General features: G+C 42.4%; 8 protein-coding genes. 5 read left to right on the top strand and 3 right to left on the bottom strand.

The genetic code is table 11. From position 1 onward, the window contains the following. Positions 1 to 103 precede the first annotated feature (103 nt). On the top strand, positions 104 to 2,797 hold the full coding sequence (locus BMX56_RS27025) for a valine--tRNA ligase (protein ID WP_090652835.1): 2,694 nt from the start codon (positions 104 to 106) through the stop codon (positions 2,795 to 2,797). A gap of 98 nt (positions 2,798 to 2,895) precedes the next feature. Next, a complete protein-coding gene (locus tag BMX56_RS27020) occupies positions 2,896 to 4,701 on the top strand; it encodes a response regulator (RefSeq protein ID WP_090652834.1) in 1,806 nt (601 codons plus the stop codon). Here the strand turns inward: BMX56_RS27020 and BMX56_RS27015 are convergent. After that, on the bottom strand, positions 4,698 to 5,156 hold the full coding sequence (locus BMX56_RS27015) for a type I restriction enzyme HsdR N-terminal domain-containing protein (protein WP_090652833.1): 459 nt from the start codon (positions 5,154 to 5,156) through the stop codon (positions 4,698 to 4,700). The genes BMX56_RS27020 and BMX56_RS27015 overlap by 4 nt on opposite strands. 232 nt (positions 5,157 to 5,388) lie before the next feature. On the opposite strand from BMX56_RS27015, the gene holA reads away from it, so the two are divergent. From holA to BMX56_RS27000, 3 genes are all read left to right on the top strand, one after another. Continuing rightward, positions 5,389 to 6,411, top strand: coding sequence for a DNA polymerase III subunit delta (gene holA / locus BMX56_RS27010; RefSeq protein ID WP_090652832.1), 1,023 nt, complete (start codon positions 5,389 to 5,391; stop codon positions 6,409 to 6,411). Positions 6,412 to 6,699: 288 nt separating this feature from the next. Beyond that, on the top strand, positions 6,700 to 7,260 hold the full coding sequence (gene cysC / locus BMX56_RS27005; protein WP_090652831.1) for an adenylyl-sulfate kinase: 561 nt from the start codon (positions 6,700 to 6,702) through the stop codon (positions 7,258 to 7,260). A gap of 44 nt (positions 7,261 to 7,304) precedes the next feature. Continuing rightward, entirely contained in the window at positions 7,305 to 8,132 is an 828-nt protein-coding gene (locus BMX56_RS27000) for a sulfotransferase (RefSeq protein ID WP_090652830.1), read from the top strand. Positions 8,133 to 8,220: 88 nt separating this feature from the next. Here the strand turns inward: BMX56_RS27000 and BMX56_RS26995 are convergent, their stop codons facing one another. Both BMX56_RS26995 and BMX56_RS26990 read right to left on the bottom strand, forming a co-directional pair. Further along, positions 8,221 to 11,157, bottom strand: coding sequence for a PAS domain-containing protein (locus BMX56_RS26995; protein WP_090652829.1), 2,937 nt, complete (start codon positions 11,155 to 11,157; stop codon positions 8,221 to 8,223). 295 nt (positions 11,158 to 11,452) lie between these two features. Further along, on the bottom strand, positions 11,453 to 12,883 hold the full coding sequence (locus BMX56_RS26990; RefSeq protein ID WP_090652828.1) for a DUF2142 domain-containing protein: 1,431 nt from the start codon (positions 12,881 to 12,883) through the stop codon (positions 11,453 to 11,455). Positions 12,884 to 12,934 lie beyond the last annotated feature (51 nt).

Raw genomic sequence — 12,934 nt, 5'->3', positions numbered from 1 at the left:
AAGAAGAAATCTCGGCCATGAACCATCAACCATGATCCATGAACTAAATCATGATTCATGAACTATTTGCTATCAACCCCTAACAATCGTATTTTTGCGCGTTATGAGTATTGCTAAAACATATTTGCCTAAAGAAACCGAAGATAAATGGTACAGTTATTGGCTACAGCACGATTTTTTTAAATCGGTGCCCGATGAGCGCGAACCTTATACTATAGTAATTCCGCCGCCAAACGTTACCGGGGTTTTGCATATGGGGCATATGCTAAACAATACCATTCAGGATGTATTGGTACGCCGCGCCCGCATGAAAGGCAAAAATGCCTGCTGGGTACCCGGAACAGATCATGCCAGTATTGCTACCGAAGCCAAAGTGGTGGCCATGCTTAAAGAGCGAGGCATCAGCAAAAAAGACCTTACCCGCCCCGAATTTTTAACTTACGCCTGGGAGTGGAAAGAAAAATATGGTGGTATCATTCTCGATCAGCTTAAAAAATTAGGCGCATCATGCGATTGGGGCCGTACCAAATTTACCATGGATCCCGAAATGTCTGAAGCGGTGATTGATACCTTTATTCACCTGTACAAAAAAGGCCTGATATACCGCGGTGTGCGCATGGTAAACTGGGACCCGCAGGGAAAAACGGCGGTATCTGACGAGGAAGTTATCAGGAAAGAGGTTAATCAAAAGCTTTATTATATTAGGTATTCTGTTGCGGGTGGCGGGTTGCCAGGTGCGGGTGAAGAAGAATCAGCTGCAGCTACCGGCACCTCGACCCCCGAAACGGGCAACTTTTTAACCATTGCCACAACCCGCCCAGAAACCATTATGGCCGATGCTGCTATCTGTATCAACCCTAATGATGAGCGGTACATCCACCTTCACGGAAAAACTGTTTATATCCCTTTAATTAAACGCGAGATCCCGGTTATACTGGACGAATACGTTACGATGGATTTTGGTACGGGTTGTTTAAAGGTAACCCCGGCGCATGATTTGAATGACTATGAGCTTGGCCAAAAACACAACCTGCCCGTTATTGATATTTTAAATGACGATGGTACGCTGAACGAAAAGGCGCAGATACTGGTAGGTGAAGACCGTTTTATGGCCCGTAAAAAAATAGCCGGTTTACTGGAGGAAGCTGGTGCTTTGGCCAAAGTGGAGGATTATAAATCACAAATCGGGTTCAGCGAACGTACCGATGCTGTTATCGAGCCAAAATTATCGATGCAATGGTTTTGCAAAATGAGCGAGATGGCCAAACCTGCATTGGATTATGTACTAAACGGCGAGATAAAACTGATCCCGGAAAAGTTTATAAACACCTATCGTCACTGGATGGAGAACGTAAGGGACTGGAACATCAGCCGCCAGTTGTGGTGGGGACAACAAATCCCGGCATGGTACCTTCCAAACGGCGAATTTGTTATTGCCAAAAACATTGACGAAGCATTAGCCGAAGCAAAACTCAAAACTCAAAACTCACTACTCACTACTGACGACCTACGCCAGGACCCCGATGTGGTTGATACCTGGTTTTCATCGTGGTTGTGGCCTATATCGGTATTCGATGGTTTTAAAGACCCTAATAATGCCGATATTAACTATTATTATCCAACTAACGACCTGGTAACCGCCCCCGAGATCCTGTTTTTCTGGGTAGCCAGGATGATTATGGCTGGCCATGAGTTTAGGGGAGAGTTACCTTTTAGAAACGTTTACCTTACTGGAATTGTAAGGGATAAGCTGGGTCGTAAAATGTCGAAATCATTGGGTAACTCCCCCGATCCGCTTGATCTTATCGAGCAATACGGCGCCGATGGCGTACGCGTTGGCATGCTGCTTTGCTCGCCTGCCGGCAACGACTTGATGTTTGACGTAAGTTATTGCGAACAGGGCCGTAATTTTGCTAATAAAATTTGGAATGCCTTTAAATTACTAAAAGGTTGGGAGGTTGATGATAGCCTTGAAAACCCCAATAAAATTGCAATTGAATGGTTTGGCAGCAGGTTTAACCAGGCCCTGGGCGAGATTGAAGATGACTTTGGCCAATACCGTTTATCAGAAGCGTTAATGGCTACCTATAAGCTGGTTTGGGATGATTTCTGTGCCTGGTACCTGGAGATGATTAAGCCCGCTTACCAGCAACCAATTGATAAAGTTACTTATGCAGCTACCGTTCAGTACTTTGAGAATATATTGAAAGTGCTTCACCCCTTTATGCCGTTCCTTACCGAGGAATTATGGCATGATGAAATATTTGGCGAACGCACCGAAAAAGACTGCTGTATTGTTGCCCAATTGCCAAACATTGGGGAAATAAATACACAACTACTTGAAGAAGTGGAGATAGTAAAAATTGTTCTTACGCAAATCAGGAATATTCGTAATAAAAATGAAATTTCGCCTAAAGAGGCGCTGAGCCTTTCATATAAATCAAACTCGGGCATAAATTACCTGCAGTACGCGGCGATTATAGCCAAACTGGGTAATATATGCGAGTTTGCATCTGTTGCCGATAAAGTTTCAGGAGCGGTTAATTTTATTGCTTCAACCGATGAGTTTTTTATTCCGTTAAGCCAGAAGCTTGACCCTGTTGTGGAGTGCGCGAGGCTTGTAAAAGAGAAGGACTACCTTTTAGGTTTCCTTAAAGCGGTTAACGCGAAGCTTGGCAACGAGCGTTTTATGGCCAATGCCAAACCCGAAATTATTGAAATTGAGCAACGCAAAAAGGCCGATGCCGAAGCCAAATTGAGCATCATTGAACAAAACATGGTTGATTTGGCTTGCTAATTGCATGAACGAGAGGCTGCGAAATACAAAGTAGAAGTAGGTATTCAATGTCAATTGATTCGCTATAATACCTTTTGTATAAGCAATGTGCTTTAATCATGAATAAAGGAGTAAGCTTTTTCAATTTTTCAATTTTCAGGATTTTATCAAAGGAGCAGCCTTTTCTTGACCAGGCTCGTATCCGGTTGCTTTATTTTGGTTTCCCCTTAGTGTTCATTGCCTTAGGGGCCGTTTTCATGAGTGTTTATTTCCAGGGTCAAACTATGCTGGCCTATACAGCTGGTGTATTAATGGTTTGTGTAGCCGGGCTGTTTAAATTTTTAACATACCGGCCTCAATGGCGTTTAATTTCTCATTTACTGCTTAGCGCGGGTACTATTGTTAACCTTAGCATAGTTTATATTACTTTACAAACTGTAAATATAGTTACGGTACAGGTAATTATATTAGTTATTGTATTTAGCTATTACATGCTTGGGCAAACCGGGGGGCTTATTTATTCGTTGTTGAATGCGATGCCTGTATTGGTTTTCATGATTATTGAATTCACAAAGGGGTACGTTATTAGTATTAAGCCAGACAGGATAGATCAATCTACTATTATTATTACCCTTTTTGCCAATTTTATCCTGTTGATATTTATTCACAGCCATTTTTATACCGCCTTTTTAAAGAATATAAAACAGCTGAAAGAAAGCGGTGAAGATTTGGTTGCGCTAAACGCCCAGCTTGAAAAAGCAATAAGCAAAGCCGAAAAATCAACCCAGGCCAAGTCGGAGTTTTTATCTACAATGTCGCATGAAATCCGCACGCCGTTAAACGCGGTAATAGGCATGAGCAACCTGCTTATAATGGGCAACCCGAGGGCCGATCAGAAAGAAAATCTTGAGATTCTGAAGTTTTCGGCCAATAACCTTTTGGCCGTTGTAAACGATGTACTTGATTTTAACAAAATTGAATCGGGCAAGTTAGTTTTTGAAAATATCCGTTTTAACCTGGTTGAGCTAATGAACAATATTTGCGGCGCGCAAATGATTAAGGCCGAAGAAAAAGGATTGTTGTTTAAGCTTGACGTGGATAGCTCCCTTTGCAACAAGATAATTTTTGGCGATCCTACCCGTATTACGCAAATTATTTATAACCTGGTAAGCAATGCCATAAAATTTACTGCAAAAGGCAACGTATGGGTTAGGGTTACCTGTTTTGAGGATAGGCACAATACGGTTACGGTTAAATTTGCGATAAGAGATACAGGTATTGGCATCGAAGAACATAACCTCACCAGTATTTTTGAGCCCTTTACCCAGGAATCATTAACCACAACCCGCCAGTACGGCGGCACTGGATTAGGTTTGGCTATTGTGAAACGTTTGCTGGATTTACAGGGCCTGCATATGGATATATCAAGCATACCAGGTTCAGGTTCGGAGTTTTCATTTAATATGGAGTTCCCGGTATCAACAGAAATGGCAGTTGAAAAAGCCATAACTCCTTTGGTGCAGCCGCGTGAAAAAGCCGATGTTATATCGGGTATCCGTGTGCTTATTGCCGAAGATAACATGGTAAATGTTATGTTAATGAAAAAACTATTATCTAAATGGAACATAAAGCCAACCGTTGCCGAAAACGGCCTGCGCGCTGTTGAATTGATGCAATATGGCAACTTTGATATTATACTGATGGACCTGCAAATGCCGGTAATGAATGGTCTTGATGCCACCATGGAGATCAGAAAAATGGCCGATCCTAAAAAATCGCACATTCCTATTATTGCCCTTACGGCTTCGGCACTGCTGGATATTAAAGAGAAAATTTTTGAGGCCGGTATGAACGATTATGTTTCGAAACCATTTAAGCCCGACGAACTGCTGGAGAAAATGCACCTCCTGGTACGCGCTGCTTAAACAGGTTTGCTGTAAGCAGGCAACTCTTCAATAAACTGATATTTTCTTCTTTCGTGATTAATGGTACAATAAAAATGCTGCAGGCCGTTGCTTACCGCTAATAGCGATACTTTGTGCACCATATTATAACGGGCTACCTGATCGAAAGTCTTTTGATCGATACTAACGGATGGCGCTTTGCATTCTACAATCAAAATTCTTTGCCCGCTGCTGTCAAATACTACTATATCGGTGCGTTTTTGCAGCCCGTTAAGCTTAAGGCCACCCTCGAGCCGGATGAGCGAACGCGGATAGCCTTTTTGCCTGATGAGGTATTGTACAAAATGCTGCCGCACCCACTCCTCGGGTGTAAGTATTATGTTTTTTTTACGGATTTCATCAAACAAGCTCAACTGCCCGTTATCGTCGCTTATTTTAAAAGGATAGGGAGGAAGATTGAGAGGTGGTAAATTCAAAAGTCAAAATTAAAAAGTCAAAATTCAAAAATAGGAAGTAATGTGAATAAGATAAGTGAAATTCAAATATTACTTTCCACATTATGGCAATAGCAACATTTTACCGCTTCGTTTTTTTAATTTTGAATACTCAGCCAAAAAGTCATTTTTGACTTTTGAATTTTTAATTTTGACTTAAAAGAACCAGGAAGTCATTTTTGAATTTTGACTTTTGAATTTTGACTTAAAAAGAATGACCGCAGCAGATATAGTAAAGGATATAAAGAACCGTAAATACAAGCCCCTGTACCTGTTGCACGGCGAAGAGCCTTATTTTATTGATGTAGTGAGCAACTACATTGAACATCACCTGCTGCCAGAGGCCGAGAAGGGCTTTAACCAAACCGTGGTATATGGTAAAGATACCGAGATGATGGCCGTACTTAATGCGGCCAAACGCTACCCCATGATGGCCGATTACCAGGTAGTAATGGTGAAAGAGGCCCAGGACATGAAATGGGGCAAGGATGATGACAACAAAAAAGGCATCGACCCATTATTGAGCTACCTGGAAAAACCCCTGCCAAGTACCATTCTGGTGTTTTGTTACAAATATGGCAAGTTTGATAAACGCAAAAAAACATACAAAGCAATTGAAAAAAACGGGCTCATTTTTGAGTCGGCTCCTTTGTATGATAGTAAGATACCCGCCTGGATAGAGGGCTTTATCAGCGATAAAGGTTATAAAATAAACCAACAGGCATCGGCCATGTTATCTGAATACCTGGGCAACGATTTATCTAAAATAGCCAACGAGCTGGAAAAGCTAATGCTGAACATAGCTGCCGGGCAAGAGATTACCCTAAAACTGGTGCAGGACAACATCGGCATCAGTAAAGAGTATAATGTATTTGAGCTGCAAACCGCCCTTGGTAAAAAGGATGTTTTAAAGGTTAACCAGATTATTAATTATTTCGAGGCAAACCCTAAGGCAAACCCCATTGTGCTTGTATTGGGTAACCTGAATAATTTTTTTAGCAAGGTGCTGGCCTATCATTATGTAAAAGATAAATCGCCCCAAAACGTTGCCCGCGAAATTGGGGTAAACCCGTATTTTGTAAAAGATTATGAGCTGGCCGGCCGCAGCTACAACTATTCCAAAACCATGCAAATCATCAGCTATTTGCGTGAGTACGACCTAAAAAGCAAAGGTGTTGAATCAAACGCACCCCACGGCGAGTTGATGAAAGAACTGATGTTTAAAATACTGCATTAACCTTTCTTTTGCCCAAATTAAGGCCTTGCCCCGGGGGTGATAAGGTAACATTTTTGTTAGATGTATCACTCTGGTGCCTTTACCCGTACCCTTGATTTTTCATGCTAAAATGGCTGATACAGCTTAATTTAGCGGTTTTTCACCCATTGGCCTTCCAAGCCTGCTTGTTTGTAAAGAAGTATTTACATTACAATAAAATTAACCCGTAATTTAATTTATTATGTTCATCCCATCAAAGGTAACCTGCAGTGCTTTTGAGCCTCATCATCAACATAAATTATTTGAGATATGATACTTTTATTCTGCGGATTATCAGGAGCTGGTAAAACAACATTGGCTAAAAATGTTGCAAATGAATTAACAGCGCTTGGCATTAGGACTGAAATAATTGACGGCGATGAATATCGCAATGAAATTTGCCGCGATTTGGGCTTTAGCAAGGCCGATCGTTGCGAAAATATCCGGAGGTTGGGCTTTGTGGCCAGCCGTTTTTCGGCCCACGGAATTGTTACCATAGTGAGCGCTATAAACCCATATGACGAAATGCGTCGCGAACTTGCCGAAAAATACAAGCATGTAAACATTGTGTATATTGATTGCCCGGTAAAAAAGCTCATCAGCCGCGACACCAAGGGACTTTACAAAAAAGCTTTTTTACCCGATGGACACCCTGACAAACTAAAAAACCTGACAGGCATTAACGCGCAGTTTGATGTTCCGTACGCTCCCGACCTGTATATAAACACCAACGAAAGCACCGTAGCGCAAAGCACCTCAACCTTGCTATATTTTATACTGAACAACCTTAACCCGTTTGATAAGGCCGAAAAAAAAGTAGCCCATACATAATAGTTAAATCTGTAAGATAACAGCTATTAGCGCCACCGCACGTTATGCAAAAACGAACGCTTATTATAACCGGTATGCACCGCTCCGGTACCTCTCTTATAACGCACTGGCTTGCCAAATGCGGCATGCAGCTGGGCGAAAAAATGGTTGAGCCGGGCCCGGGAAATGCGGAAGGGCATTTTGAGGACGTAGAGTTTTTGAAGATCCATGAGGAGATCCTGACTAATCATAACCTGCCCAGGAACGGCTTAACAGACGGATATGTTGACGCTGTTTCTATTTATGAGAAAGAGAAAATAAAAAGCATTATAAGGGTTAAACAGCAGTTGTACGACCAATGGGGTTGGAAAGATCCCCGAACCTGTATGTTCCTTGATGTTTATAAAGAACTTATTCCGGATGCCCGTTATTTGGTTATTATGCGCGATTATCGGTTGGTAACCAGTTCATTGTTACGGCGGGAGTTTAAAACGGTTGACAGAAAGTACCTGGGCCGTAAATATTTATCAAGGTTGGTATGGCTAATTTTTAGACGGGCACGCAGAAAACAATCCTTCTACCGGATAAATGCCGAAGCATATTTAAAAGTGTGGATTAACTATACCAGTGATATTTTAGCATGCATTAAAAAGTTGGACCCCGATGCTTTTGTTGTAGTTAACTACAACATGCTGAGCGAAGAGGATACACGCGTTTTTGGGCACCTGCAAAACAAATGGAATTTTTCGTTAACCTATTCAAAGTTTAAGGACGTGTTTAAAGAGAACCTGATAGGCCAGGATATTGATATAGATCCCTATATTACCAATAAAGCATTACTAAACCAGGCAAAGCAATTACAGGACGAATTGATGGGATATATGAGCCTCTGAAGGAAAGTCTTTAGTGGAAAGTCTTAAGTTCTACGTCAAAAAAATAATTCAGACTCAGAACTTTCGACTAAGTACTTATGACTTAACACTACACGCTTTCTATCCATTCCTCCGCCGATTTTACATCGGTAAAAAACTCAATCACCAATTTGCCTTTTAATGCATATATGCTTTTACGGGCCGATAGCTGGCTGAAAACACTTGGCGAATGCACCCAGGCAAAATAACGTAAGCCTGCTTTTTCCATATCCGGGAACCACTCGGTATTACCCCAATCAGATGCTTCCGACCAGTTGCCCAAAACATGGATGTTGCTATTGAGCACCTTGCCTACATTGTTTTTGATAAGCATGTTTTGCATTTTAAAACAGCCATGCTGTACCGATTCAAGGTTTTGGAACCCTATCCAATCAACATCAAGGCGGTTATGTTTAGGGTTATATTTAATAATAATGGTATCGTCCTGGTAATGGGTGTCGCTATCTGCAACAGGTGTGGCTTTGGTAGCTGTATCAGGTATAAGCCTGAAAAAGAAAGTTGAGCCTTTACCCGGGGTACTTTCAATCCAAAAACTGCCATGGTGCCTTTTCAATATCTCGGCCGATATAAACAGCCCCAGGCCAAGCCCCTCAAAACGCATAGCAGTGTTATCAACCCGGTAGTATCGGTCAAATAACCGCATCAGGTTTTTCTCTTCTATGCCGATGCCAAAATCTTCTACAGAAACAATGATGCTGCCATCGGAATGTATGCTGCAGTTTACCAATACTTTTTTGCCTTCCGGCGAGTATTTAACGGCGTTACTGAGTAAATTATTTACCACCTGTTCCAACCGGAAACGGTCGCCGGTATAAATTACATCGTCGGCCTTTTCAAGAATAATCTGGTGCGATGTAGTAGCCTGCTGCATACTTTCAATGCTATCTTTAAGCATTTCCAGAAAGCTGAAGGGCTCCATATTATACTCCATTTTACCTGCGTTAATCCGGGTTACATCAAGCAAATCGTTAATCAGCTTCTCCAACCGTAACACATGCGAGGCCGATTTTTGGATAAAGCCATTAAGCTTGTGCATATCTGATGTGCGTTGCATCAGCTGGTTAAAAGCTTTTATACTGGTAAGTGGTGTCTTTAGCTCATGGCTTGCTATAGATAGGAATTCATCTTTCTTTTGCTCGTTGTTTTTTTGAATTTCGATATTGGTATTTGTACCCAGCCATAACCTGATATGCCCGTTCTCGATCAGCGGAAGTGCGCGGGCCAAATGCCAAACATACTCCCCGTTATGAAACTTAAGGCGAAACTCGACCATAAACTCGTTGCCGTTTTGCAAGGCCGCCTTCCATTTTTTTGAGCTGTGCTGCCTGTCATCAGGGTGGATAAATTCCTGCAGGCTACGGCCCAATATCTGGTCCATACTTCGGCCAAAATCGTCACAAACCACTTCGTTCACATAATCAAGCGAGCCATCAGGGCGGGCTGTCCAAACCTGTTGCGGCATGGCGTTAAGCAAAAAACGGAAACGCTGCTCATTTTCCTTTTCTTTTTGGCGGGTAAGTACCGTTTCGGTCAGCTCAAAAGCAAAAACCAAAATGCCGTCTACTACACCATCACCATCATACCGGGCCTGGTAAATAAAATTAAAATACCGGTCTTCAATGGTGCCGCCCACCCTGCGTGCAAGCGGCACTAAAAGTTCTTTTCCTTCAAAGGTATTACCAGTGTAGTAAACCCTTTTTAATATATCGATGATGGGGGTACCATCCAACTCCGGGAGTGCCTCCATGATAGGCTTACCTAATAAATCCCTGCCAGGAAAAAGTTGCTGATAGGCCGGGTTTACCAACTCAAATATCATTTCGGGACCGTCAAGCACACAAATGCCGGTTGGTACCTGCATAAAAAAACGTTTTAGCCTGTCGCGTTCCCTTGCAGCCTCGGCCTGGGCGTTAAATAGTTCAATGTTACGCTGTTCAACCCTTTCTTCCAGCGCATCGTTAAGCCTTAACACACTTTCTTGTGCCCTAAAAAGCTCCTGGTTAGTAGCGTGTAGCGCTTCATTCGCCGATTGTATCTCCTCGTTTGTAGCCTGAACCTCGGCATTAGCATTGGCCAAATCATAATTTAAAGCCAGCAACTCTTTCTCGTTTTGCTCCAAACGCTTTTTTGCCAAAACAAGCTCGGTTATATCATATTTAAAGCTTAAAACAGATATTATATCGCCATCGTCATTGCGGATAGCCTGGTATACATAGTTAAAATAATGATCTTTAACAGGGCCGCCTACTTCATCGGCCAATGGAATATTAATCTCGTTGCCGGCAACGGTCTCGCCTGTTTTGTATACATGCTGCAAAATATCCAATATAGGCTGGCCGGCTACTTCGGGCAGGGCATATAGCAAAGGCTTGCCTAAAACCTCCCGGTTTGGAAAAAGGTCGGTTTTGTAGCGTGGGTTTATAAACTCGTAAACCATATCAGGACCGGTCACTATCGCTATCTGGGCGGGAATCTCGGCAAAAAGTTTTTCTATTTGTTTGCCTAATCTTTCGGCTGTCGCGGCTGCCTGGGTTTCTTTATACAGGCTATTTTTTAAAGCACGTTCGGCCAGTACGCGTTTGGTAACATCTTCGGTATGATGAATAATATAGCAAATCTCGCCCTCAGCATCAAACACGGGTGTATGCGACGTTTCCCAATAGCGCTCAACCAATTGTTGCGGATCATCACGATCCGGTATATCAAACCGCGTAACAGGCAACTGGTGCGGCTGCAGGGTTTCTAAAACTTTATTAAGCGAAAAAGCAATCCCCCCCTCTTCTGACGACCAATCGGGCATTTTGGGGAATACATCAAAAAGATACTGTTCTTCAATTTCGACCCGGGTTTTATTTGTAAGCTGCAAATAAACATTGCTGGCCGTGAGCATATAAAGCTCGGGCGAAAGTATAAGGTACGGTTGAGGCAAGGTCTCAAAAACCCTTAACATTTCCGGGGGCAATGCAGAACTGTGTTTTAAAGCCATTTAAGCTATAAAAAAGATGTATACAAGGTTACTAAACTGATAGCAGATATTAAAATGATATTAAATGTGAAATTGTTTTAGAAAAAGTTCATCGGGCCGTTGGTTCATGGTTCATAGTTCATGGAGAAAATGGTATGCAAGTCAGGCAAATTCTGTTCATTCTTTAATTCTGAAAATTTTGATTCAGACAAAATGCGTTATGGATAGCAGCGGATACCCTCGCCACACACAAAGCCTGCAGGTGTATGAGCCCGGCCGCAGGCATCGCCTAATAGCGGCTGTGGAGCATATGGGGTTAATAATACCTGCTGCTGATAACCTGTATCATGATGATGGCCGAATATGCCGGGAATAATGAGACAATACATAACACAACTGCTTTTAAACCCGCGAAGCGGTTATTTAACGAATAGCCACATAAAGCCAACGCAATAAGCGGAAAAATGGGAATGAGGTACCTGCCCTGCATGCCGCCGAGGGTTGGAGATTCGAGGGCAGTCCAGGTTATATATTGGGCAGATATAACCGCGACGATGGTAATGATACTGCAAACCAGCAAAGCTATCCTGAGCCTGGCGCTGCCTTTAAAACCAAGGCTGATGATGATCCCTAAAACAAGGCAGATGTACGCATTGCGGTAATAAATATCGGGTAACGGCACATCAAGCCAGGCCAGTATGCCTACAAACATATCAGCTGTGTTTTGTAATGCGATTTTATCAAAGTTGAAGAACATGCCTATAAACCTGAAAGGATGGTGCAAAATATACAATACCTGTAATTTTGAGTTGAGCCGCATTTCGGCAGGCGCGAATTTAATCATAAAACTGCCATGATTGACCATGAGCCAAAGCACCAACACAGCAAAAGGTGTAATAATACCGACGGCCTTTTGCTTTGGGGTAAGTTTTAAAAACAGGAACAAAAAGGCGAAGATAATATAAGGCGGTTTGGCAATGCCGATGATAGATACCAGGATAACCATGGCATACAGTTTCCATTGGGGCTGATGTTTTTTATCGCCAAAAGAGAAATCGTCTATAAAGCCAACGAGCAAAAAACAACAGCTAATCAAAACAGCATCCTGGCTTACCGAAGCAAATAACGATACCGTCATCGGGAAAAGTAACACGATGAATAGTAAAATATTACTCTGTTTGGCCAGCATCAAGGCAAAAAAACATAGCGCCACACATAGTAAACCATTTAATATCCGGGAAAGGTATAATGTATTAAGGATGCTTAAATGAAGCAGTTTACCCACCGAAATACCCAGCGCCTGCATTAAATAAACAACAGGCGGATAAATGGCCGTGTTGCCAAAATTGAAATAGATGGTACCTGTATGCCATCTTATTTTTTTAGCGCTGCCTATTTTTAACGTTGCCAATTTTATACTATCGTGCCGGGCAAGTGGTTTGTAAATACCATCGAGTTGGTAAATGCCTTTATCAACCCTGAAGCCTCCCCTATCGGGATAAACCAAAGTTGGGTCCTTGGATATAGAATCGGCTGCGGTAACTGGGTGTGCCTTGTCATACACAAATTCGGGCACCAATTCAAGCCTTGAAACCTGTTCGGCGCGTGCAAAATGATTCGGCTCGTCAGGGCTTTGAAAAGCCGGGGTTATCATGGCTATAGTAATCACCAGCGGCACAGCATACAAAAGATATATGTAATGCAGGCGCTCCCGGAGGATGTTGTAAAATGCGTTAAAAGTAAACATAGGTATCAACACAAATCAACAGCGAAGCTAAGGATTATGTGCGACGAAAAG

This window comes from Mucilaginibacter sp. OK283 (assembly GCF_900110415.1).
In the GTDB taxonomy this organism is placed as follows: domain Bacteria; phylum Bacteroidota; class Bacteroidia; order Sphingobacteriales; family Sphingobacteriaceae; genus Mucilaginibacter.
This window is presented reverse-complemented; position numbering and strand designations above follow the sequence as displayed.